The sequence below is a fragment of the Ruegeria sp. CDSA221 genome, assembly GCF_059611825.1.
On sequence record NZ_JBXWPK010000004.1, the window covers coordinates 1 to 23,766 of the forward strand.

Annotated in this window: 22 protein-coding genes and 1 pseudogene; 16 read left to right on the top strand and 7 right to left on the bottom strand. The window is 53.8% G+C overall.

The genetic code is table 11. The features are described 5' to 3' along the window. On the top strand, nucleotides 1-195 hold a 195-nt coding region (locus AC2FJ5_RS06960), incomplete at its 5' end, for a hypothetical protein (protein WP_496792880.1). A 281-nt stretch (nucleotides 196-476) separates the two neighbouring features. Here the strand turns inward: AC2FJ5_RS06960 and AC2FJ5_RS06965 are convergent. Then, nucleotides 477-1,058: a TetR-like C-terminal domain-containing protein gene (locus AC2FJ5_RS06965; RefSeq protein ID WP_496792881.1), complete on the bottom strand. Its 582-nt coding sequence runs from the start codon at nucleotides 1,056-1,058 to the stop codon at nucleotides 477-479. 123 nt (nucleotides 1,059-1,181) lie between these two features. Between AC2FJ5_RS06965 and AC2FJ5_RS06970 the strand changes: the two genes are divergently transcribed. Both AC2FJ5_RS06970 and AC2FJ5_RS06975 read left to right on the top strand, forming a co-directional pair. Beyond that, entirely contained in the window at nucleotides 1,182-1,772 is a 591-nt protein-coding gene (locus AC2FJ5_RS06970; RefSeq protein WP_496792883.1) for a YceI family protein, read from the top strand. A gap of 66 nt (nucleotides 1,773-1,838) precedes the next feature. Beyond that, entirely contained in the window at nucleotides 1,839-2,375 is a 537-nt protein-coding gene (locus AC2FJ5_RS06975; protein WP_496792884.1) for a luciferase domain-containing protein, read from the top strand. A 306-nt stretch (nucleotides 2,376-2,681) separates the two neighbouring features. Here AC2FJ5_RS06975 and AC2FJ5_RS06980 read toward each other — a convergent pair whose 3' ends face one another. From AC2FJ5_RS06980 to AC2FJ5_RS06995, 4 genes are all read right to left on the bottom strand, one after another. Beyond that, nucleotides 2,682-3,629 (bottom strand): ornithine cyclodeaminase family protein, encoded by a 948-nt coding sequence (locus AC2FJ5_RS06980; RefSeq protein ID WP_496792886.1) that lies wholly within the window; start codon nucleotides 3,627-3,629, stop codon nucleotides 2,682-2,684. Nucleotides 3,630-3,944: 315 nt separating this feature from the next. Then, a complete protein-coding gene (locus tag AC2FJ5_RS06985; protein WP_496792887.1) occupies nucleotides 3,945-5,216 on the bottom strand; it encodes a sensor histidine kinase in 1,272 nt (423 codons plus the stop codon). A gap of 56 nt (nucleotides 5,217-5,272) precedes the next feature. Next, the gene (locus tag AC2FJ5_RS06990) at nucleotides 5,273-5,932 is read right to left on the bottom strand and encodes a response regulator transcription factor (protein WP_142636050.1); all 660 of its coding nucleotides are present in this window, start codon (nucleotides 5,930-5,932) and stop codon (nucleotides 5,273-5,275) included. A 38-nt stretch (nucleotides 5,933-5,970) separates the two neighbouring features. Next, the gene (locus AC2FJ5_RS06995; protein ID WP_496693701.1) at nucleotides 5,971-6,510 is read right to left on the bottom strand and encodes a PepSY domain-containing protein; all 540 of its coding nucleotides are present in this window, start codon (nucleotides 6,508-6,510) and stop codon (nucleotides 5,971-5,973) included. Nucleotides 6,511-6,715: 205 nt separating this feature from the next. On the opposite strand from AC2FJ5_RS06995, the gene AC2FJ5_RS07000 reads away from it, so the two are divergent. The 10 genes and pseudogenes from AC2FJ5_RS07000 to AC2FJ5_RS07045 all read left to right on the top strand — a co-directional run bounded on the left by AC2FJ5_RS07000 (nucleotide 6,716) and on the right by AC2FJ5_RS07045 (nucleotide 19,417). Then, the gene (locus AC2FJ5_RS07000) at nucleotides 6,716-7,720 is read left to right on the top strand and encodes a hypothetical protein (protein ID WP_496743107.1); all 1,005 of its coding nucleotides are present in this window, start codon (nucleotides 6,716-6,718) and stop codon (nucleotides 7,718-7,720) included. A gap of 981 nt (nucleotides 7,721-8,701) precedes the next feature. Continuing rightward, a pseudogene (locus AC2FJ5_RS07005) lies at nucleotides 8,702-8,949 on the top strand (transposase); the annotation flags it as partial. A gap of 988 nt (nucleotides 8,950-9,937) precedes the next feature. After that, nucleotides 9,938-10,384, top strand: coding sequence for a universal stress protein (locus AC2FJ5_RS07010; protein ID WP_496792888.1), 447 nt, complete (start codon nucleotides 9,938-9,940; stop codon nucleotides 10,382-10,384). 255 nt (nucleotides 10,385-10,639) lie between these two features. Then, nucleotides 10,640-11,425, top strand: a complete 786-nt coding sequence (locus AC2FJ5_RS07015; protein WP_496702432.1) for a formate/nitrite transporter family protein — start codon at nucleotides 10,640-10,642, stop codon at nucleotides 11,423-11,425. 244 nt (nucleotides 11,426-11,669) lie between these two features. After that, nucleotides 11,670-12,047 (top strand): SnoaL-like domain-containing protein, encoded by a 378-nt coding sequence (locus AC2FJ5_RS07020; RefSeq protein WP_496701419.1) that lies wholly within the window; start codon nucleotides 11,670-11,672, stop codon nucleotides 12,045-12,047. A 346-nt stretch (nucleotides 12,048-12,393) separates the two neighbouring features. Continuing rightward, nucleotides 12,394-13,389, top strand: coding sequence for an HlyD family secretion protein (locus tag AC2FJ5_RS07025; RefSeq protein WP_496702430.1), 996 nt, complete (start codon nucleotides 12,394-12,396; stop codon nucleotides 13,387-13,389). Continuing rightward, nucleotides 13,386-16,082: a ribosome-associated ATPase/putative transporter RbbA gene (gene rbbA / locus AC2FJ5_RS07030; RefSeq protein ID WP_496792889.1), complete on the top strand. Its 2,697-nt coding sequence runs from the start codon at nucleotides 13,386-13,388 to the stop codon at nucleotides 16,080-16,082. The genes AC2FJ5_RS07025 and rbbA overlap by 4 nt, the downstream gene beginning before the upstream one ends. Next, nucleotides 16,083-17,207, top strand: a complete 1,125-nt coding sequence (locus AC2FJ5_RS07035; protein ID WP_496792891.1) for an ABC transporter permease — start codon at nucleotides 16,083-16,085, stop codon at nucleotides 17,205-17,207. A gap of 126 nt (nucleotides 17,208-17,333) precedes the next feature. Further along, complete coding sequence (locus tag AC2FJ5_RS07040; RefSeq protein ID WP_496690564.1) at nucleotides 17,334-17,603, top strand: Hsp20/alpha crystallin family protein; 270 nt, start codon at nucleotides 17,334-17,336, stop codon at nucleotides 17,601-17,603. A gap of 239 nt (nucleotides 17,604-17,842) precedes the next feature. After that, the gene (locus tag AC2FJ5_RS07045) at nucleotides 17,843-19,417 is read left to right on the top strand and encodes a trypsin-like peptidase domain-containing protein (RefSeq protein ID WP_496792892.1); all 1,575 of its coding nucleotides are present in this window, start codon (nucleotides 17,843-17,845) and stop codon (nucleotides 19,415-19,417) included. A 9-nt stretch (nucleotides 19,418-19,426) separates the two neighbouring features. Here the strand turns inward: AC2FJ5_RS07045 and AC2FJ5_RS07050 are convergent, their stop codons facing one another. Both AC2FJ5_RS07050 and AC2FJ5_RS07055 read right to left on the bottom strand, forming a co-directional pair. Next, a complete protein-coding gene (locus AC2FJ5_RS07050) occupies nucleotides 19,427-21,043 on the bottom strand; it encodes an MFS transporter (RefSeq protein ID WP_496792893.1) in 1,617 nt (538 codons plus the stop codon). 48 nt (nucleotides 21,044-21,091) lie between these two features. Then, a complete protein-coding gene (locus AC2FJ5_RS07055; protein WP_496792895.1) occupies nucleotides 21,092-22,312 on the bottom strand; it encodes an APC family permease in 1,221 nt (406 codons plus the stop codon). Nucleotides 22,313-22,469: 157 nt separating this feature from the next. Between AC2FJ5_RS07055 and AC2FJ5_RS07060 the strand changes: the two genes are divergently transcribed. The 3 genes from AC2FJ5_RS07060 to AC2FJ5_RS07070 all read left to right on the top strand — a co-directional run bounded on the left by AC2FJ5_RS07060 (nucleotide 22,470) and on the right by AC2FJ5_RS07070 (nucleotide 23,707). Continuing rightward, nucleotides 22,470-22,685 carry a hypothetical protein gene (locus AC2FJ5_RS07060; protein ID WP_496792896.1) on the top strand — a complete coding sequence of 72 codons (216 nt, stop codon included), beginning with the start codon at nucleotides 22,470-22,472 and terminating at the stop codon, nucleotides 22,683-22,685. Nucleotides 22,686-22,716: 31 nt separating this feature from the next. Then, the gene (locus AC2FJ5_RS07065; protein ID WP_496792897.1) at nucleotides 22,717-23,124 is read left to right on the top strand and encodes a c-type cytochrome; all 408 of its coding nucleotides are present in this window, start codon (nucleotides 22,717-22,719) and stop codon (nucleotides 23,122-23,124) included. A 133-nt stretch (nucleotides 23,125-23,257) separates the two neighbouring features. Beyond that, nucleotides 23,258-23,707: a phasin family protein gene (locus AC2FJ5_RS07070; RefSeq protein WP_496792898.1), complete on the top strand. Its 450-nt coding sequence runs from the start codon at nucleotides 23,258-23,260 to the stop codon at nucleotides 23,705-23,707. Nucleotides 23,708-23,766: the final 59 nt, after the last annotated feature.

Below are 23,766 nucleotides of genomic sequence, written 5' to 3' on the forward strand. Positions count from 1 at the left end.
TGTCACAATCGCAAACGCAATGTGCAAAGCTCGCCAGAAATGGGCCATTCAACCTGCCTGAGAAATACAGTTGCTAACATAGATCCAAGCGAAAGCTTCCTTCGCACCAAAAGTCAATTCATGGCAAGCGTTGTTGAATGGCCGCTAACCGAGACTGTGAATGCTTTTTATGCGAGAGTAGCGAACGGCGGGTAGGCTCGCATCAACGAAACTGCAAATTCCTGTCTTGAAGGTCCGCTTTGGGCTGCTAGCGGCCTATCATGCTTGCTGCGGAGAATGGCAACACTGAGCCCAAGGTGTTCATGTTGCAATAGGAATGAGCGGCAGCGACAAATCAGGGTACAGACATCAACGTTGTGAGTAGCGGTTCGTTTTGACCATGCGACGTGCTGATGTCACGCAGCGAACGTAGCCCCACCGCGATCTTGGAGATCGTTAGGCTTCTTGGTCGCTTTGTCTGCAAATTCAGGCGATGTTCAATGTCCCGAATTGGTTTTCGCTATATTGCAAAGCAGATCAACATGTTGATCCAACCAATCTTCGTCCAGTGCCTCGTGACGTATGAGTTTGCGGAAATAAGGTGCTGCGACTGCTAGTTCTATGAGTTGGTCAACCGGGACGTCAGCGGTGATCTCACCGCGGCCTATTGCGGCTGCAAATACTGCTTCAACACTTGCGAACCTGTCTTTCATAAATTCAGTGATCACTAACCTCGCTTCTGCATCGTTGGACGCAGCAGCGACCACCTGAGGCGCAATTTGGCCCCATGGTGTGTCATTCAAGGCTCCAATCAGTACACCGAGTAGCCAGCGCAGGTCAGATCGTAGCGGGCCATCGGTTTTGGGCGGTATGTTCGGCGGTGTTGCGATGCGCCTGAACGCTGCATCACGCAGACTGCGCGCATCTGGCCAGTGTCTGTAAAGTGTGCTGCGCGAAATGCCCGTTGCCTTCGATACTGAGCCATGAGTTACGTGCAGCACGCCCTCATCCATTAGTATCTTTTGCGCAGCATCAAGCGCGGCCTGTCGTGTGGCGATCAGCCTAGGATCTTCTTTCAATCACCCCTCCTATAGAACATTTTGTTGCATAGTAGAGCATTTTGTCCTAAAAGTATGGCAAGCTAAAACTAAATCCCAAAATTCAATTTCGCAAACACGTCTTGTCAAAATGGGAGCGTATCAATGTTCAAAGTGGCAGCAACCCCGCTGGCGGTACTCTTATCGATGGGCGCGACAACCGCATTGTCCGAGAGTGGCACCTACGAGCTGGATCCTGGACACAGCCAGGTATTGTTCAGCTACAACCACATCGGGTTCTCAGAAACATATGGAATGTTCTCAGGTTTTATCGGTGAGATTGAGTTCGACGAAGATGATCCGTCTGCCTCATCTGTCACAGTGTCTATGCCTGTAAAATCCATGATCACGGGCTGGGATGCCCGTCTGCAACACTTCATGTCCGATGACTTTTTTAGCGCGAGTGAAGGTGACCTAGTCACATTCGCCTCAACCAGCATTGAAGTGACCGGCAACAACACCGCGAATATTTCTGGCGACCTGACCATGAATGGCGTCAGCAAACCTGTTGTTCTGGAAACAACGCTTAACAAGTCAGCACCATACCCGTTTGGCCCAAAAGAGGGCACGCCAACCTTGGGGCTGGCAGCCACGGCGACTATCGTGCGGTCTGAATTCGGACTTGGGGCATTTGCGCCAGCGGTGAGCGACGAAATAGAGCTCTTGATCAATATCGAAGCGTTAAAGGCTGCGTGATGTGTGCAAGGGCTCTGATACTGCACGGAGTGCTCTTTCTTAACTTTTGACGGGGTCGCCAACAATATGGATATTTTCCCGAAAATATTTGCTGTTGTCGCAGTAGCGGCGGTCACGAGCCCTTTGGCATATGCGCAAGAGTACGCGTTCCCGGAGCGCACCTCGCCCCGTCCGGAAACAACAAGCGGCGTACCGCATACTCAGATTGGTGTCGAAATTGATGCCGATTTGTCCCAGCTATTGCTGGAGCGAGTTGCGCAATTCCCAGGGGTCACACTTGGCCCCACACGCATATCACTACCTGGCGCGATTGGCTTTCAGCTTGATCCCGGCATGTTGTTGTCTCGACCGAGCTCTATCGTCGGTGGGTTTGAGTTTGCGCATATGCATCCTGATGGCAGCTTGCACGCTTCGCTCGACCCAGCATTGGCGCGAAAAGCAATTGAGGCTGGCTGGGCCGTAGCTCACCCTTGGGCTGATCAACGCCCCGGATGGAGCGGCTTTGTCATGATCTATACTCCAACCACACCAGAAGAGTTGGAAGTCGTCATCGATCTGGTCGAAAGTTCGTACACCTTCATCACCGGCAACACCTTGGGTTAAACCTGTTTTGCCCGAAAGTGTGCGGTGGCGCCTGCTTCCTTAAAGAGTGCTGTTTCAGCCGCCTTGCTTTTCACGGTCAATTTCTTTCTTACATTCTTGCCGTGGCGAAGCGCTCGGAGCGTGCGCTCAAACCTTCAGCACCAATAGTAACTCCCGTCCCGCGCAGTTGAATTTGCAAAGCTCAGTGGCAAATGCCCGCTTTGGGCTGCGACCAACTAATTGAACTGATCGCAGAGAATGGCGTATCTGCGCCCAAAGCGACCATTCCGGTATCTAATTACAAAGTGGGTGTTCATGTCTTTGGGCTCACTTCACGGGTTTTTCGGTGAACCGGCGAACTGCGAGGACCGAAGCAGCATAATCCCCCAATGAAATCCCTCTGAAAGCAAAAGCCGCCGGTTTATTGCGTGCTCGGACATCGACTTTGCCAGCGACCAATTCCGTCAAGTCGGCAGCAATTTGCTCGTATGGCAACATCGGCTTGTCGCTTTCCAGCTCCTGCAAACGGTCGTCGACAATTACCGTTTTGAAACCAATCATGTGCGCCGGCACCCACGGGATGCACGCATCAGTTATGGTTGCGAAGGCAGTCGGCTTCAGCCATCGGGCATCCAAGAAGGGTTTAATGGAGTAGTCCAACGTTATCGATGTCACTATCAGATCGGCATCACTCAAAGCGTCCTTGGCATTGGCGCATGTTTCAGCTTCGAGACCCATGCCCCTAGCATAACGACAAAGCTTGTCGGCATTCTCTTTACCACGCCCGAACACGCGGATTCGTTTCAAGGGAAACAGTTCTGAAAACGCAGCTAGATGGGAGTGAGCTTGCACACCCGCGCCCACAAAAGCCACCGTCTCGGCATGAGGATCAGCAAGCCGACGCGCTGCCACCACTGACAGAGCCGCAGTTCTGATTGCTGTAATCCAATTCGCTCCCAAGACCGCGCGAAGTAGTCCGGTTTGCGCATCCATAACCATGATGGCACCGTTTATCGCGGGAAGACCCCTCGCCGGGTTTTCCGGACACACTGTAACCTGCTTGGTCACGATGAATCCATCATCTCCCATTGCCAATGTAGACATTGCGTAGCGCCCATCGCCGGGCAAGATGACTGTCTTGGGAGAAGTGTGAAGCTTTCCGTCTGCCTTGGCTATTAAAGCAGCCTCGATGGCATCGGCAACTTCCGAAGGTTGGATGCCTAAGCCCCCGAGGTCGTCGTCAGACAGGTAAATTACGGTGTTCTCAGAAGTCACAGAGTCCCTCACTTAAGCAATTTGGCTTTTTGACTGAATACATTGTCTTCGGCAGTTCTTCCTATCGGTTTACCTTCACAGAAGTATTTTGGCTGTAACTTTTGATCGCCCGATCCAATGCGCAAAAAAATGCGCCTTCATTTTTCTGAAAATGTGAACCTAGCCGAACGCCTGATTTGTCCATTAGGCCGACTTTGTGCGGTCTGAACCAACCCGATCACCTACTGAGATCGTCAGACGACAGGTTCGGGCCCATCGGTAGTTAAAGTTGCGAATTGTTCAAACGACACTTTGCAGATCAGATTCCGGGCGACTTCAGGTCGGGATCACAATCCGACACACCAACCCACCCAGCGATTCAGAGCGGTCCAGATCTAATCTGGCATCGTAGGCTTTCAGTAAGTCGACCGCGATCGCCAGCCCAAGCCCGCTACCAACGACCGAGGTGTCCAATCGTCCGCCAGATCGCAAGGCTTCGCGGTGGGCGTCTTCTGGAATTCCCGGACCGTCATCCTCGATACTGATTTCGATACATTTCTGCTTACGTTTCGCGGTCAGCCGTACCGTGCTTCGACACCATTTGACAGCATTGTCCAGAAGGTTGCCCAAAATCTCTTCTATGTCCTGCGTATCCATGCGCACCCAAAGACCCGGATCGCCATCGATCTGCAGCGATTTGCCTTCGCGGTCCGCCATGGCCGAGAACAGCCGCGCCAGGCGCTCGATGGAGTTAGACAGATCGGTCCGCGAATGGGTCAGGTCAGCAGCGTTCAAAGCCCGCAGCCTGGCCAGAGATCGACCAAGTTGAGCATCGATCCTGTCCAGCGCCTCTTGTGCGGTATCTGTCACCGCTCCGGCGTTGGACAATGTCACAAGTTCATTGCGCAATATGGCTGTAGGAGTTTTCAATGCGTGTGCCAGATCTGCGGCCTGGCGGCGCGAACCCGAGACAATCTCGCGGTTCCGACGCAACAGCTGGTTCAGGTCCTCGACCAATGGCGAGACCTCTTCGGGGTAATCTGTTGGCCTAAGGTCTTCGTCTTGATCCCAGCGATGGGCCACATCCGTACGCAGCTTTCGCAATGGTCCCAGAACAACTGAAATCAGAAACAACGAGCCGGCTAAACCGATCAGGCCAACTAGGCCAAACACCGGCAGCAGGCTTTTCTGCGCCGCGCGCCGCTCGGCCACGAGTTGAGCCTGACTTTCGGCGACGCTGACGCCCCATACCGTGCCATCTTCATAAGTGATCTTCTGAAAAGCGCTGCGCAGCACTTCATTCTCCGGGCCGCTTGTGTCCCAGAGTGTGGGGATATCGGGAATGCCGGGGGGTTCCGCGATGACCTCATCAAACAGCGAGCGAGAGGTGAAGACCACACCGTCGGCGCTGCTGACCTGCCAGTACCGTCCGGAATAGGGGGTGCCATAAGCCGGGTCAAATATCAGATCCCGTAGGGCGTCCGGGTTTTCGGTTGTGACATTCAGCCCGACAACCAGCTGTGTGTGACGATCCAGCAGCGCAGAGTCGAACCGGTTGGACACCCGTGCATCAATGTATGAGAAAACCGCCAGTGTGCCTACGCCCACAGACACTGCCCCAGATGCAATTCCCCCCAGCAATGCCCGTTGTCGCAGCGATAACATCAGGCCGAATCGATCATATATCCACGACCCCGAACCGTTGTGATCAGGTCAGTGCCAAGCTTCTTGCGCAGACGGGTAACAAATACGGCGATAGTGTTCGAATCCCGGTCTCCATCGTATTCATAGATATGCTCTGAAAGTTCTGATCGTGAAATCATCCGACCAGAATTATGCGCCAGATAAGTCAGCACCGCGATTTCTTGAGCAGTCAGGTCAACCGGCACGCCATCGGCTGTCACCCGGCCGTTACGGGTATCCAGAATGACGTTTCCCATTTCAATCACGGGATTTAGCTGTCCACTTTGCCGTCGCAGGATGGCGCGAACACGCGCGGCCAGTTCGGGCATGTGGAACGGTTTGGTCATATAGTCATCTGCGCCCGCATCCAGGCCGTCGACCCTTTCGCTCCAGCCATCGCGGGCAGTCAGAATCAGCACCGGTGTTTTGACACCCTCGTTGCGCCATTCGCGCAGAATCGAAATGCCGTCGCGCTCTGGAAGGCCGAGGTCAAGGATGATCATGTCATATGGTTCGGTCGCACCCAGATGCAGGGCGTCGAGCCCACTATTGGCGACATCCACAACGCGGCCTTCTGCGTTCAGGAGTTTTTTGATCTGTTCGCAGAGGTGCGGTTCGTCTTCTGCCAGCAATACTCTCATACTTAAGGACTATAGGCGAGCAAATGGAAGTATAACCATTACTTTTTGCCCCCGCCGTTACCTCCGCCATTACCACCGGAGTTACCGCCGCCGTTGCCACCGGAATTACCGCCACCGTTACCACCGGAATTACCGCCACCGTTACCACCGGAATTACCACCACCATTGCCACCGGAGTTACCGCCGCTGTTGCCTTTGTTTGCAGATTTCCCCTGCGAAGCGCCCTTGCCGGATTTACCCGGCGCAGCGCGGGCAGCTTCAGAAATCTGGCGGCCAACAACGGATCGGTTGGACACAACAACACCCGTCTGAGCGTTGACGATGACACTGACGATTTTACCATCCGGTTTCTTGACGAGAATACGGTAATATAGCCTGTCAGCCTGAAAGGCTCGCGCGTCAACTGGCGTTCCACCAAAAGCCTTTTCAACGCCTTTGATTACTTTTTTCAAACGAATGGCACTGCCTGAGGTTGTCGCCTTGCGCAACTCGGATTGCGTCAACTCACGTGCAGCAGCCTGTCCCTCTCCGGGGTGGAGAAAGGCAAGTAGACAGGCAATGGCAATAAGCTTTTTCATCCTTGTCACTCATTACTGCGAAAACGCCGGCTCAATCTACCGATTTCTATGTGAACCTACGGTGAACAGCCAGTTACGCGTGGGTTCAACGATGATGGGTTTAGATCAGGGGTGTCGGATTCTGTTTTCGACACCCAGTTTTTGCGTCTGCTCGCCGCTGATTACCGTGACAGACGAGAATCGCACCTGATGAACGAGGACCATTATGAACACCAAACCGATCAACCTGCTAAAAGCCTCTGCTATTGCCATCGCCCTGCTGGGCTCGACCGCGATTGTCGGAGCTGTCGCGTTTCCTGATGCTGCTTATGCCAAAGGAGGCAACGGCGGGGGTAACGGAAACGGCGGCGGCAATGGCAATGGCAATGGCGGTGGAAACGGCAATGGTGGTGGAAACGGTAATGGCGGATCTGGTGCGTCCATTAGCGATAGTGATAAAGCGGCCGGAAAATCTAACCGGAAATCTTCCAACGCTGGTAAGTCAAAGTCATCGGGAAAAAACAAGTTTTCCTTGAAAGACCTGTTTGGGGGCAAAAAGACCAAAGCCAAAACCGCAGCCGTAAAGACCGTACGCAAAAGTCAACCAGTGGATCAGGTGACCAAAGCAATTCGCCCCGCCCCGAAACCGAAAGGGTACAAGATGGCGGATCTGCTGGGCGTGCACCCATCTGAACTAGGCGCTCTGAACGCCGCCAACGCTAATGAGAATGCTCTCAAGAACGCCTCTCCTAATTCCCGTGTGGGCCGCATCGCCGCATTTCGTGACGCAGTTCTGGCCGGAGATGAATTGCGCGAGGAGCTTGCGGAAACACAGGCACAGCTGGATGGCATGACCCCGCCGGACCGCCCGGTCTCTGAGATCGAAGAGGACCTTGATGCGGCTCTGACAGATGTTCAGGAGAAGCAGGATCGCGTGAACGAGCTTGAGGACGCTCTTGCCGATGCCGGGGGCACAGATCCGGATATAGAAGCAGAGCTTAAGGACGCCAATGACGAACTTCAGGGAGCCCTCGATACGGCCGAAGACCTAGGCGCTGAACGGCAGGCTGCGGTCGACTACAACGATACTGTGGCAGAAGTCGATGCGCTGACTGAGGCTGTAGAAAATCAACCGCAGACCGAGCGTGAAGCGTTGGAGGCTGCCGCCAACAAGCCTGTGACGGATGAGGTCGAAGCTGCCGTAAAAACTCTGCTTGGTCTTGATAGCTGATTGCTGATTGTCCAATCAATCACCAGGTCAAATAGACCCGAGCCAGCAGGCATAACAACATCACAAATAAAAAAACCCGCTCCGATCCGGAGCGGGTTTCACTACATCCCAGACAACACCACGTGACTTGGGATATACGCAGACGTTCTGTTGAGAGATCAGACGCCTCGTTTCGCCTCTTTTAGCCGCTCATTGTTGAATAGTTCAGACAGTGCATTTTCGATAGGAGGGAAGCGACCGTTGCTCGAATTCGTGATGCTTGACAATTCACCGCCTGAGACGGTGCGCGAGGATTGCATTGCTGTAGGAATGCTAGGCGCACCCTCATTGGCAGTATTGATCATGCTATTCCCCTTCAGTGCATCCGGGCACGCATTGATCGGCCCTGAGTAAGGAAGTATGAACGATAACGGTTGAACACTCTGAGAATACATTGTTCACGTTCGGTTAATGTTGTTGCGTATGAGTGGACAAACTGGGGGGCATTGACCGCCATATAAGAAAATGCTGCCATTTTGATTTTATTTCCCGATGGCAGCTTTGTCCGTATGGCCACTGTCCAAAGCTCCACAACACTGCATATTGGATTAAGGGTCTGCTTCAAGTGCATTGCCGCCGTTTGTAGGTCTTGTTGATGCATGCGCGGCGAAGGTCTGCCGTTTGGCCTTCCTGCCAAGTAGCCTGTGGCACGGCGATTAGAGGCCATCGGTCTGGATGCACGTTGTCAACAAAATTGGGCGGCAGCTTTATTGGGATTCACGCGGCAATTCACGGGGAATACGCAGAGCAGGCAGAAAAAGCCCTGAAAAGGGCGTTGGATCGTGAAAAACACCACAAACGGAAGCAAAATCGCGAGTATCAATCTCATCTTAAATTACCTTCTGATAGTTAGACCGCTATGTTCTCACGAACATGGGCGTTGTTGCATATCTCTCGCAGCGAGGGATTCACAACGCGAATCCATAAGGTTAAACGGTGTGGATGAGTAAGCCATCTTCCGCCCGTTAACGCGTCACGAATTGGTCCGACTACAATGCTGCGCCTAAGGAGCGCGGCTCACTTCTTGTCTGGCAGGACAAGGACATGACCTGGCTCGCGGCGCACGAAGGTCGGCCTTGTCACAGCCGGTCTTTTCGAATGCGACGATTCAATTCTGCCTGTCGACCAAAGTGCTATTCAAGCTGCCGCTGAGACAGACAGCGGGGGTGACCGCCGGCGTTGATCAGCTTCGTTTCGTAGCCGGCTTCTCTGACTACATCGTTGATAAAATACGCAATCTTAGCCGTTTGGCCTTCTAGGGTACCGTAGGCAATCAGCACAGTCATTCCGATCCTTCTGCAAATCGGTTCGAAAAACGCACCAACTATGTCGAAACTGCTCGTTTCGGCCCTTGATCCCAATCAAAAGTGCCTGTCTTGCCAAGTTATTTGGGCGCGGGTGAGGCACCCGTTGGCTGGCTTATGCGGTTTTGGAAAGCGCGAAAGCTACAGTTAACCAGAATGCACTGCGTATGGTCATTGCGCCGACCGTTCGCCATTCAAACGGCGTTCCACTAAGTGCCACTAGTATCAGAACAACGAACACCAATAGCGTAGATAAGCCAAGCAACCAGGCAATTCGTTGTGCCCAGATTGTGGATTTATAGAGCGCGAAAGCGCCTAACAAATAGATAAATCCAGCCAGAAAATTGAACCAAAGCACGAATGGAACTACATCTCCGACTGCAGCACTGGCAGCAGCGCCCCCAAACAGGGCTGTTCCTCCTGAGAAAATTGTAAGGAGACCAAAGAGTGCTGCGGCTATCGTAACTGGGCGAACCCAAGGCGGAGAGGATGGCATCGTTGTTTTCCTAAGGGATAAGATTGAATCTCGTGTCGTGGGCAATCTGCCAACCTTGCCAAACGAACTGAAACGCACGCCCCTAATAGCAATTCTTCTCGCCATTTCCCTTGATCTTTATCATTGGGCTTAACTTGATACCCTTTGAAAAAATGCAGCGTTTGCGCAAGGTTTTTCGCAACAATTATGCGCTGTTGCCCCTCTGGGATGACCCGTTTGCAACTCCTAACATTTTTCAAAATTGGTTCAGTTACCGTATTTCTTCTGGAAATAGACGGACGACTACGCTCGAACCTGCAGTGAAAAGTGTTGATTTGAGTCAAGGTTAACTACTTCAAGCTCGCCCATACTAACCCCTCACTAAGGTGGGAGTGCAACATGTTCAAAAAGATCGTAGTTGGCTTGGATGGATCTGAGGCGTCAGAAGCAGCTCTGCGCGTTGCCTGTGATATTTCAAGCAAATATGGCTCCCAAATTCACCTTGTTCATACACCTCAGCCCCAAACCGTGGCGTTCGCAATGGGCGCATTGGCTGGCTATCACGCCGTCACGACAATGCCTTCAGACGAAGAGGTGCAGCAGGCAGCAAACAAGATCATTTCCGCTGGTAGAGAGATTGCCAAAGAGTACAATCAGACGGTTTCGCAAACGTATACCCAACGCGGTGATCCCGTAGACCAGATCATCGCATGTGCCGAGCAATGCAAAGCTGACCTGATTGTGACGGGCCGCCGTGGATTGGGAAGCATTAGTAGCCTCATTCAAGGGAGCACCTCTCTAGGCATCAGTCGGAATGCCACTTGTGCTGTTTTAACCGTTGCCTGAATTTCAAACTTGGCCCCAATCGGCGCTAAACGATGAGGATCGAAAAGTTCTGCGTTGAGATCTCGCGAAAGCGGAAGCCGAAGTAGACCTCATGGGTACCTATGGCCATGACCGCGCGCCAAACTGTGTTAGGTGGAACTATCCGAACTCAGAGGGAACAGATAGGCTTCCGGTTTTATTTGCGCGTTAGTTCAAGGTCAGAAGACAGGCTTAAACTACCTGCTACGTAAACTCGTGCCAACTCTGGAGCGCCACATGAACCCCCCGGCCCTGTTCGATGCTCATAAACCCGCTGAAATTGCAACGTTAGTTGAGACTGCCGGGGTCGCAAAGGCAAAGCTGCCACTAGCACCCATGTTCGTTCTTGCGATGCTGGCTGGAGCATTCATAGGGTTTGGCGCAGCGGCCTATACGATGGCGGTCACGGGGGCAGACAGCGCTTCAGGGCCGATCCGCGTTCTGGGAGGAGCAGTGTTTTCCCTGGGCCTTATCCTGGTGATCACAGGTGGTGCGGAACTGTTCACCGGCAATGTCCTGATGGTGATAGCAGCGGTCGATCGCAAGATACCGCTGCGGCTGCTTTTCCGAAGCTGGGGCATCGTCTACGTTGGTAACTTCGTGGGTGCCGTTGGGCTTGCATTAGCTTTCGCCCTGACCGGCTTGCTTGATGGGCCGATGGGTAGCACTGCCATAAGGGTAGCCGATGCCAAAGCGGGGTTGGAACCGATGGAGGCTTTCGCCCGCGGCGCATTGTGCAACGGGCTGGTTTGCCTTGCCGTATGGCTGTCCTTCGCCGCCCGCAGCGTCGCTGGAAAAATTCTAGCGGTCTTGTGGCCCGTCTCTGCATTTGTGCTGCTGGGGCTCGAGCATTCGATTGCGAACATGTATTTCTTCCCGCAGGGCTGGGCTGCGGGAGCAACTGTGCCGGTTTTCGCAGCGGCGGCCAATCTGCTATGGGTCACTCTGGGTAACATTGTCGGCGGGGCGGGAGGAGTTGCCTTGGCCTATTGGTTTGCTTATCTTGGCGGATCCAAACGGTAAGATCCGCTTCTTCGATTTCAGCACCCGCCCGAGAGAAATGATCGGAAACAGTTGGTTCTGAAAGCGTTGTCTAATAGCGCACTGGCTGAAGACGGCGCCGGGAATTGGGCCGCTCATTTCCACTGTGCAAGTCGTCCTCTCGATCCCGATCTGAATCCTTCGCGAACCTCTAACTTTATTGATCCCTGTCAAGATTGGCAAAGGTATGATGTGATAAAGTTGAGGCTGAAATTGGGGGGCTATCATGGAAAAATTAGTCGAGATTGGACGAACATTCGTTCAGGCAATGCGTGATCGCAGAGGTCTTGCAAACGTTGGTGAAATGTATGCCGAAAACGCTCAATCTATTGAGGCGGTTGTGCCTCCGGTTCGACAGTTTCGCATCACCAAGGGCCGGGATGCTATCAAGGGAAAAAGAGAGGACTGGCTGGCAGCTCATGAAATCGTCGAATTCGACGTGGATGGCCCCTATGTTCATCCCCCAAACCGCTTCGGTGTACGATATAAGGTTAACGTAACGCAGAAGGCTACAGGGCAACACATGACCTTGAGCGAGATCGCAGTCTATTCGGTAGCAGATGGAAAAATTGTACTTGAAGAGTTCTTCATGTTGCCGAAGTAGGAAAGACAGCCAGCAACGCTGACGCAGTGTTGGTTTTATCTGCACGTTGGAAGCGTGACTCGTAAGAGCTTTGACACGACAGATGGACAACTGGGCATTTATTTCGACTACGGGATGCTTGCCCTTGCGCATCATTGCGACCAATTCGGCGCAGCCGTCATAGAGAGTCACACCCCGAAAGCCTCATTGGGCCATGGATGTGGGTCAACAACCAGACCTGTGCCTCAATTTCGTACCCGATAAGCACTTGGACAATCATCAGATAGAACCTGTTTGATCCAACTCAAGGCATCACTTCGAGAGCGAGCTAAATTAGAATAGAAAATTAACTAATGTGCGCGGGGCCATGAGAAAGAACGTACGCGCAATTCTGATCGCCATAGCGCTCCTACTTGCAGGTGCAGCTGTTTATTTTTTCGTCGCAGAAGACAGTGATGAATTGCCGGCTGGGTTTGTACAGGGCAATGGGCGGATCGAGGCTGAACAAGTAGAAATCGCTCCAACCTTTGCCGGGCGCGTTGCTCGGGTCATAGCAGCAGAGGGCAGCCTGGTTGCTTCGGGTGAACTGCTGGTTGAAATGGATACAGATGAATTATCTGCAGCCCTTGACCGTGCCAGTGCCCAGGTTGCGCTGGCGCGCCAAACCAAGGCCGAAGCCGAAGCCGTGGTCATCCAGCGAGAAAGCCAGCAGCGTCGCGCTTCGCAGGAGCTTGACCGGGCAAAGGCGTTGCTGGCCGGTCAGAATATCTCGATGACTGTCTTTGAGGATCGTGAAACCGCGTTTCAGGTTGCGGATGCCGTGCTGGGCGCGGCCAAGGCCCGGGTTGCAACGGCGGATAGCCAGATTGCCGCCGCAGAAGCCGAGGTGCGCCGGATTGCGGCACAAATAGAGGATGGTTCCCTCATCGCTCCCATGCCGGGGCGTATTCTGTATCGACTGGCCGAGCCCGGTGAGGTCGTTGGAGCGGGCGAACCGATCTTGACGTTACTCAGTTTGGAAAACGTCTATATGGAGGTCTTCCTGCCTGCACGCGAAGCGGGGCTATTGCCCATCGGTGCCGAGGCGCGCATCGTGCTTGATGCGTTGCCGGAATTTGCCATCCCAGCAACCGTAACCTTCGTCTCTCCCGAAGCTCAATTCACTCCCAAGCAGGTAGAAACTTTGAGCGAACGGGAGCAGCTGGTGTTTCGCGTTCGGGTTCGCATTCCCAGGGATTTGGTTACGGCGCGGATTGAGCATGTGAAGACCGGCCTTCGCGGCATTGCAGTGATCCGACTTACTTCCGATGGCGCGTGGCCAGACGATCTGGATAGACGAATTCCACCCGAGCTGTTCGAATGAGCGCCGAGGGGGGCTCATCTGGTTTCTGCATCAACGGTGTCACACACACGTACCGACAGCATGTTGCGTTGGATAACCTTTCGCTGGTTCTGCCAACTGGCCAGCTTATCGGATTGATCGGGCCGGACGGGGTTGGCAAGTCGACGCTGCTGGGATTGATTACCGGCGCAAAGCAACTTCAGTCCGGGGAAATTGATGTTCTCGGGGGATCGATAGGTGACCGCGCGCACCGTCACCGCGTGTGCCCGGCGATCGCATTTATGCCGCAGGGGTTGGGCCGCAACTTATACGCGGAACTGTCTGTGCGTGAGAATCTCGAGTTCTTTTCACGTCTTTTCGGACAGGGGCAACAGGAACGTGAAATCAGGATCGCGGCCTTGCTGTCAGCGACCGGACTTGCGCCCTTTTCGGACCGGCTTATGGGCAAACTTTCGGGCGGAATGAAGCAGAAACTTGGACTGTGTTGTGCGCTGATCCACGACCCTAAGTTTCTGGTACTGGACGAACCGACGACCGGAATTGATCCCCTGTCGCGGCGCCAATTCTGGGCGCTGATAGACGCGGTCCGAGAAGAAACGCCCGGTCTCTCCATACTGGTTTCAACGGCCTATATGGAGGAAGCCGAACAATTCGATTTTATCGTAGCGATGGATGCCGGTCGGGTGATATTTCACGGCCCCCCTGCCAAGCTGAAGGGTAAAGCCCGGGATCTTGAAACATCTTACAGGCAGCTACAGGCGCGAGGAGAACCCCGGTTTGTGTCGAACAAGGTACCCATGCATCATCAAGGTGCAGACCCGGTGATCACGGCGCGTGGGTTGACCCGGCGCTTTGGCGATTTTACTGCCGTCGACAACGTCGAATTCTCGATCCACCGAGGCGAAATCTTTGGCTTCCTCGGATCAAACGGCTGCGGCAAGTCAACCACCATGAAAATGCTGACAGGTCTTCTGCCAGCAAGTGAGGGAGAGGCGCTGCTGTTCGGCAGACCGGTGGATGCGCGCGATCTAAGGATGCGCCGCGAGATCGGGTATATGAGCCAGGCATTCTCGCTTTATGGTGAGCTGACCGTTCAACAAAACCTCCAGTTGCACGCTCGTATCTTTGCGATCAAGGATCGTGTGGAACGCATTGATGAATTGGCCGAACGTTTCGGCCTGAAGGCACATAGGGGCACGCTGGCGTCGGCGCTTCCGCTGGGTATCAAGCAGCGTCTTTCCCTTGCCGTCGCCGTGATCCACAGGCCTCGGGTGTTGATCCTGGATGAGCCAACCTCGGGCGTGGACCCCGAGGCGCGCGACTCGTTTTGGGCGCTGTTAATCGAGCTGTCGCGAGACGATGATGTAACGATTTTCGTCTCGACACATTTCATGACCGAAGCAGAGCGCTGTGATCGCGTTTCTTTCATGCATGCAGGCCGGGTATTAGCTGAAGGTACACCAGATGAGTTGATCGCAACGGCGCAGTCGGACAGTCTGGAAGGTGCGTTCATCTCTGTCCTGGAGGCCGTCGAGCCGCCTGAGCCGGTAGCAGCACCCAAAATTTCGGTTGATGCTGTCAACCCGGGCGCTGCCGGAAGTATCGGGCGCATACTGGCCTATGCACGGCGCGAAACAACCGAGGTTCTGCGCGATCGCGTCCGTTTGGCTTTTGCTTTCCTTGGCTCGGTGATCCTGATGTTGGTCTTTTGCTATGGGATCACTTTGGACATAGAAGACCTGGATTTCGCGGTGCTCGACCTGTCTCAATCGCCTGAGAGTCGTACCTATATCGCCGAGATTTCTGGTTCCCGCTATTTCAACCCCACGGTGCCTCTGGCCAGTTTTGAAGACGGCCGCGAGCGGTTGGCCAAAGGAGACATCTCGCTGGTTGTCGAACTCCCACCCGATTTTGGTCGCAAGTTGCGCGCCGGCGAGCCATCTGAAGTCTTGGCAATTGTGGACGGTGCGATACCGTTCAAGGGTGAGACAATAGAGGGCTATGTGGCCGGGCTTCACAGTACGTTTCTGGAAGTAATGGCCCGCCAAAGTGGCGAGCAGTCGGTCGAAATCGCCCGCATCGAACCGCGCTTCCGATACAATCAAAGCTTTGAAAGTATCGCTGCAATGGCCCCTGCCATGCCTGCGATCCTGTTGATAATGCTGCCGGCCGTTTTGATGGCTGTTAGTGTCGCGCGGGAGAAAGAGTTGGGCACGATCACCAATTTCTACGCAACGCCAACGACGCGGCTCGAATTTCTGGTTGGCAAACAGATCCCCTACATTGTGATAGCGTTCGTCAATTTCCTACTTTTGGCAGCGATGACGATCTTCATTTTTGGCGTGCCCCTAAAAGGAAATCCGGTGCCGCTTGCAATTGGTGCTTTCCTATATGTTTGGGCAACCACATCTTATGGACTGCTTATTGCGACTATAACGTCGAGCCAGGTGGCCGCAACTTTTGCCACCGCTATCGCGTCGGTGGTGCCGACCATTCAATTCTCCGGGCTGCTACAACCGATCTCGACGTTGGAAGGCGGCGCTCAGACGATTGGATCGCTTTGGCCTTCATCATATTTCCTGCATCTAAACGTCGGCGCGTTCACCAAAGGTCTTAGCTGGGATGCACTTGCCCCCGACCTTCTGGCCCTAGCCTGTTTCGGGCCCGCGCTAACCTTGATCGCTGCACTGTTACTCCGAGCGCAGGAGAAGTGAATGCAACGATTGTCCCGCATATTCTGGCTTGGTTTGAAAGAAATGATGAGCCTTCGGCGCGACTGGGTGATGATGGCGCTGCTTGTCTGGTCATTCACGCTGGCGCCCGTAATGGAGGCTACGGGCGTTTCAAACTCGGTCAACAATGCATCCATTGCATTTGCCGACGAGGATGGCTCGCCTCTTTCACGCTCGCTTGCCTCAGCGTTTTTTCCGCCTGAATTCCAACCCGTTGTCCAGATCGCACCGGGTACCGGGGCCGAAAAGATGGATGCAGGGCATTTCCTGTTTGTAGTCGCAGTACCCCCAGGGTTCGAGAAAGATGTTCGAGCCGGGCGCGCGCCTGAAATTCAGGTTTTGATCGATGCGACAGCGATGGAGCAGGCCGGAATTGGAGCGAACTACATCATCAATATCTTGAGCGCCGAGATCCGGCGCTTTGCCATCGGTGCAGAATTGTTAGACCCGCCGCCCATCGATATCATTGTGCGCAGCGCATTTAATCCAAACCGCGACACTGTTCGTTTCGCCGGTATCGTCGCGCTGATCGGCCAGATCATGTGGCTGACCACAATCCTTACCGGTGCTGCCATGATCCGTGAGCGCGAGCATGGAACAATCGAACACCTGCTGGCGATGCCGCTTACTCCATTTGACATTGCGGTCGCCAAGATCTGGGCAAACGCGGCGGTGGTTCTGGTAGCGACCGCCCTATCGCTGACCTTTGTTATGCAAGACTTCCTGGGGATCAGCATTGCGGGATCGAAGGTGTTGTTTTTAATTGGCACAGCTCTCTTTCTCTTCACGGCGACGGCGCTTGGGGTGTTTCTTGCGACGATTGCGCGCTCAATGGCTCAATTCGCACTTTTGGTTATGCTGACGGTGCTTCCAATGTTGATGCTGTCAGGAGGAGAGACGCCAATCGAAGGGCAGCCTGGCTGGCTTCAGATCGGAACATCTATCCTCCCATCCCGCCACTACATGTCAGCCAGTCAGTCCATCATTTTCAAAGGTGCCGGGATCGAGACAGTCTGGGCAGAGTTCGTATGGATGGCGTGCTTGGGCGCGATCCTTCTGGCAACAAGTCTGCTGCTTTTTAGACGCTCGGTTGCGCAAGAGACCTAATTAAGTTTTTGCACCTGAGCCAAACTAGGCGGCTGACAGAGCACCCGCTTGCGTAAGATCAATGGCCGCGCCCGTAATTTGGCATAATACTGCCTCGCCGTTATAGCATTAAAGGAGGAGGTTCAGATGCTTGAAGGCAAACAGTCCCCGCAAAACATCCAAATCAAGGACCATCGATTGACACTACGTGGCCAGAAGAAGATCTCGCATTATGACACAGGTGATCTGCGTGTTAGTGAATGGTGCTGTGGCAGCTTCGCCCGAGCGATGACGCTGCCGAATGCAGATGACGTCGAGAAGATTTCCGCCGCGTTCGAGAAGGGTGTCTTGCACATCAACATGCCAAAAACCGAGCCTCAGGATCCCAGCCGAAAGATCAAGGTCTCATCCAAGTAAGCAAATTTGAAGCGCACGCACGTTCACCAAGATCGGGTCAACATGTACAGAAGGCTGGTCGGTCGGTGATTGGACCTCTCCTGATAGCATCACCTATTTGCAATTAACTCGACGGTAACAATTAACCGCCGGAGAACCGCTCCCGGGCATACTCTGAATGTGTGCTTTATTGCCAAACGTGGAAGTTTCGAGGTTGCCCATGATAGAGTGGGTATAGCGCTATTAAACAGAGATGGGCCATGCGGACACCGGACCAAGGCGACACAGGAGTTGATACAGGTAATGTCCGTGCATTCCTGGAGAGCTTGACCGGCCCGTCCCGCGGGACCGTAGTCTGGCTTGCCGACAACGCTGTGTCGGCCTCGGTCAGTCCGGACCGTACCTTGAGGCTGAGACCGAAAGAAGATGTGCCAGCTTATGACGAAGACATTGCGACTCTTCAGTGGTCAGATGACGGTTACACGTTAAACGCGTTGTCTGATCGGAATATCTGGGTCAACGGTCACAAGGTCGCTTCGGCTTACCTCAGGCACGGCGACATGATCGAATTCGGCGAAAAAGGCCCGATGTCCCGCTACAGGGTGTGCGACCACTCATTCCCTGCACATCGCACGGTCGAGGATATCCTAAGCGACGCGTACGCATATGCGAGAACAAGCCGTCGACCCTTTCCAAGAAAAATTTCCGGTGCACTACGCGACAGTGGGCGTCGGCTAGCATCACAAACCACAATTCTCTTCAGGATCACCGTTATTGGCGCAATCCTTCTGATCGCCGTATTTGGGTATTTACTGTTTCAGAACGACAGGAAGCTGGCGGACAGCCTGGAACGAGAATCCCATAAGATCGAAGCGGTTGCCGTTATGCTGGCACAGACCCGGGAAGACTCGTTGACGCCAGAGGATTTGGGTGCACTCAAAGATGCTTTCGAAAGTCAGGTGCTGTCCACTGAGCAGCGTCTTGGCTCGCTGGAGGAACGCGCAGGCGCATCAACGCGGATTATCACAGCCTCTACACGTTCCGTCGCGTTCGTCCAGGGCGCCTATGGATTGCGGCAGATCAAAAGCGGGAAATTGCTGCGGCATGTGGTTGGCCCCGATGGAAAGAATCTGCAAACGCCATTTGGACAACCGTGGCTCGAACCAGATGCGATGGGCGAACCTGCTGAGTTTCAGTTTACCGGAACCGGGTTTCTTCTACAGGACCCGCCTCTGTTGGTGACCAACCGTCATGTCGCCTTGCCCTGGACCACTGGCGACCGTGCACAAGCCCTTCAGGCCGCAGCGCTGGAGGCCGAGATGCTGAGTTTGCTGGTCTATTTGCCTGATCAAACTGTACCAATTAAGGCTGTCTTGCATAAAGCAAGCGAAACCGCAGATCTGGCGCTTCTCTCTATCGACTCCACACGCGTTCGGGGACTTGGGCTGTTACTTGCAGATGAGCCGCCGCGAGCGGGAGAGGAAGTTTTCCTGCTTGGATATCCAACCGGCCTGAAGGCTCTTATCGCACAGGCCGGTCCGGGCTTTCTGAAAACGCTAGAAAATAAAGGCGCCGTGGATTTCTGGACAATTGCGACCCATCTTTCGGAACAAAATAAAATCCGGCCCCTGGCCAGCCGGGGAATCGTAGCCCAGACCAGTCCCGGCGCCATTGTTTATGATGCAGAGACCACAAATGGAGGAAGCGGGGGACCTGCGTTGAACCGAAACGGTAAGGTGGTTGCGATCAACGCCGCGATCTTACCCGAGTTTGGTGGTTCGAATATTGGCGTTCCGGTGTCGCACCTCAAGACACTTCTCAATGAAAGCGATTGATCCGCGTATTCATTCGCCTGTCCGATATGGTGAATTTTGCACAAGAAAAACCATAATCAGTGGGACTATGACAGAGATCAGGCCCACGGTAATCAGCAAATTCCCCAAGTGGCTATAGTCAGCGATGGATGCAACTGAACCCGTTCTGGGTTCGGTCACGACACGTGTCACGACAAATACCTGATTTAGGTATTTTGTGCCCAAGCTGCTTGCCGACAATGCCATGTTGGTGAAAGACGCCATGACAGCAAAAAAGGTCGCCTTGAGATGTGTCGGGGCGTTGCGTGCGATCCAGGCCAGCATCGGGACCATCGCGATCTGACCCAGCGGTGACTCGACGGCTGTGTCGAGTATGGCGATGAACCTTGCATCCACAACCCCGCCTGTGTGCGCGGCCGTCCATTCATGCACTCCGTAGTACAAAGCAAGGTTAGGCAGGGCCAGCACTCCGGCGGCAATGGTGAGCAGTACCACCACCTGCGCGATGGAACGACTGGCCATAAACGGCCTGAGGATGATCAGGCCAAGCAGTGCTAGTAGTGAGGTCAGGAGCGCCAGAATTGCCAGAAACTGTTCGTCGAACCCAAGCTCGTCGATTTCGAACCAGGTCAATCCCGGACCAGGCAACGGGACCGCGCGAAAAACGAAAATGATTGTCGCCGTCCCGATCAGAACCTTGGCCTGTTTCGACTCCAGTTCCCTTAGCAGCCGTGACATGAGATAGAGAATGACGGTGAGCGAAACCGCAAAAACAGTTTCTTGCGCAAAGGCGAAATTTGCGGTTCCCAACACAACGCTGAGTACAACAAACGCGAGACCTCCCAGCAGTATTGGCCACCTTACTTCGGTGGCTTGATCCGGTTTGTGTGGAAGGTGCCCAAGACTAACGAGGCGACGCTGTATCAGAGCATGAAGAACCACTCCGCTGATCGACAGTAAGGGGACAACCAGAGCGACGAGATAGACCTGACCGTAGAGAACCAAACGATCGCTTTTATCCAGATCCTCCGCGCCCGAAAAAATCCAGATGTTAACCGCTGCGACTCCCGCAAACCCGGATATGATCGCAATCCTGCCCAGGGTCTGCATGGTAGTGTGGCGGGCACGAACTTCTTCATGCGTAAACGCGTACCCGTCTTGGTTGGTTTGTGGTACCGCTTCGACCGTCATGGCATCTGCCACGACGTCCTGAATGGCATAACCAGAAGGTGCCAGGATCAAGGCAACGACATACCAATGCTCAGGCAGCATGGCCCCGGCCATCTGGGCAGGCGCGGTCACAAGTCCATACATGATAAGCAACGAGGCCGTGATAAGAGACGCGCCAACCAATATCAGCAGCGATTTCCAACGCCAGAACAGATCCACCAGATGCCCAAGCGGCATTTTCAAAATCCAGGGCAGACCGGCCCAAAATGCCAAGCCCGCCACGAAAGCAGCAGATAGATTCAGATAGTCCTTGAGGAAAAACGCGCCAACGACGGATGTCAGTCCCGAAACTCCGGCCGCGAAGTACACCATTAACGGTGGCATGTAGGACCACTGTAGTTGCGCGACCAGATCAACGAATGTCCGGTGCCACCATTCAGATAGCCGCCTTCCAAGTGTAGGTCGATCAGTGTTCATAAGTCATTCGGATCCCGTTCTGGCGACCTAACGCCGTCGGATTTTCTCTCAAAGAAACCCGGCGCCAAAAAGCAGGGTGCTGGTCAGCACACCAAGGATTGGCACGACAAGAGGTACGTGGAAATGTTGTCGGGTTGAATCCGGTTTCAACTTCAAAAAGATCAGCGAGAAATTGACTAGAACAAACACCCCCAAGACGATCTGAGATGTGCGTTCTGCTAGGGTGCCGATCGGCAGTGTTTGGGTCAGTAGAAGGATTAGCGCCACAACCAGCAGGGTTGCGACGACTGGTGTCTGGGTTACCTGCGGGACACTCGCCAGTATTTTCGGCAGATGATCCCGGTCGGCAAGGCCGTAGATTACCCGCGACGCCATTATCATCTGGATCAGGACGCCATTGACTGTTGCAACGACTGCGACTGCGGCAAACCCCTGTTTGATTACTTCGGGTGCATTTGAAAAAACCAAAGCAAGCGGGGCAGTCGACGTCGACAAGGTATCGATAGGAACAACAAGCAGGACCGTAATTGAGGTCGCCAGATACAGACCCGTCGCCAGAACGAGCGTCAGCAGAATTGCCTTGGGAATTGTGCGAACTGGGTCTTTTACTTCTTCGGCGACGTTTGCCATATCCTCGAATCCAACAAAGGCAAAGAAAGCCAGAAGCGACGCCGCGAAAATGCCCCGCCAAGCGTTGATCTCAAAACCTGGAATCGTCTCGCTGAACGCATAGCCTTGCGGATCCTGCACGGACATGCCCCAGCCAATCACAAACAGAAGCCCCGAAATCTCGATGATTGTGATCACTGCAGCCACAAATACTGATTGCGCAATGCCCCAGAGTGCAATCAGTCCCATAACCGACACGATGCCGATCGTAAGCAACGTGGTGCCAAGGTTGGTCAGGGTGTGAAGATAAGAGGCCGCTCCAATCGCAACGGCCGAAGCCGATATCACTCCCGAAGCAGCGACGGCGAGACCCACCAACACGGCAATCCAGTTTCTTTGAAACCCCGCTTCGACGTATGCCGCTTCTCCCGCGCTTACGGGATAACGTGTCGCGAGTTCGGCGTACGACAAAGCCGTCAGCGAAACGACGAGCGCTGCAATGAGAAACGAAACAGTGGCGTAAGGACCAGCGACCTCGGCGGTAGCACCGACAAGCACATAGACTCCCGCACCGACGGTGACACCTAGCCCGTAAAGCGTAAGCAACGGGGCAGTAAGCGCGCGTCGGAGTTTAGGTGTCGGTGGATCGGCCGTATGCATTGGCTTCACTCCTCAATGAACAAACGCCTGTGTACCGAAGCTACAGCGCGGTTAAGTACACCAGTCACTAACGAGGGGCTCGCCACCATTCATTCCGAGCCCTTGCGGTGGAATTTCCACGCTTTTGCAATTCCGCTTATCACCATGTTTGATTTGGATGCAGGTGATGAACGGCAATCCCGCTGAAACATTCATGCTTTACTATGTAATGTACCTTTTTGAATTGATCTATGTCATTGGTCGCCAAGAACCGACCAGCCAAGCGGAACCGACTGTAGTGTACTTACTTTCGTCGCAGTTTTTCCCAGCTGGTACTCAAAGGCTGAATATGAGCGAGATCAATGAAGCGTTCGCTCAATACCGCGTAGTCTAAACGCGAAATGCTGACGTTCGAGGAGGAACAGATGCCAGTTTATCGCGGACTTCTTTTGTCAATATTTGCTGCAAGTGCTGCACTGGCGCAGGATATTGACCTTCAAAACGGAAACAATCTCTACAGAACCTATTGCTGGCAGTGCCATGGATTTGAGGCCACTGGGGATGGTCCAATGGCGGAGATGCTGGCAATAAGGACACCTGATCTGACCAGGCTTGCGGCCCAAAACGACGGCGTTTTTCCGATTGAGGCGGTGGCGCGTCAAATTGATGGTCGCGCACCATTGCTCGCGCATGGCGGAGAAATGCCCATTTTTGGACCAGCTTTGGATTCGGACCAAAAAGTTGCGCTGACCATGCCTGACGGCCAGCCGATGTTCGCAGGTGTGCCGTTGGCAAATGTGATCTATTATCTGGAGTCTCTTCAAATCGAGTAGGTTGGTACAAATGCTGCCATTAGATTGTAGAGGACCACTGCCCACGTTTCTTGACGCCGGTTGATCTACATTAAGGTTATTTTCTACGGGATTTGGTAACATTCAGCATTGGGAAGATGAGGAGGAATCTCCGATGCCTGAAGAGAAGCCAAAATCAAGTTACTCCAACCCACTTGTTGATGTTTTCAAGCAGATGCAGCCGACTACTACGGCCAATCCGGTTTTAGGCGCTCAGCTTGAGCAATTCTGGGACACGCAGGAGAAATCACTGAAAGAGGCAGAGGCCTTTGCTCAACATTGGTTTGAGAGGCGTCACGAGGCTGTTCGAACCGCGCTAGAAGCTGCGCGCTCGGCGTCTGCTGCAGACCCGACTGATCCGGCGAAAGCACTGCAATTCATAGCAGAGTGGCAGAAGCATTCAGCCGAACGGCTCGTGGCTGACGCTCAGGAATGGTTCGAAACAGTTGCCCGATGTGCAGCATTTGCAGCGGAAACCGAAGCCGAAGCTGTGGAAAAAACAATAGATGATGTTGCAAGCACAGCAAAGAAAGCGGGTAGGTCTTCGAAATCCGAACCGGTTTAGAGTGCCGTATCACCGCGGAGGCCGGAATGATCGTAGCTGGAGCAATCGAAGGTGACTAA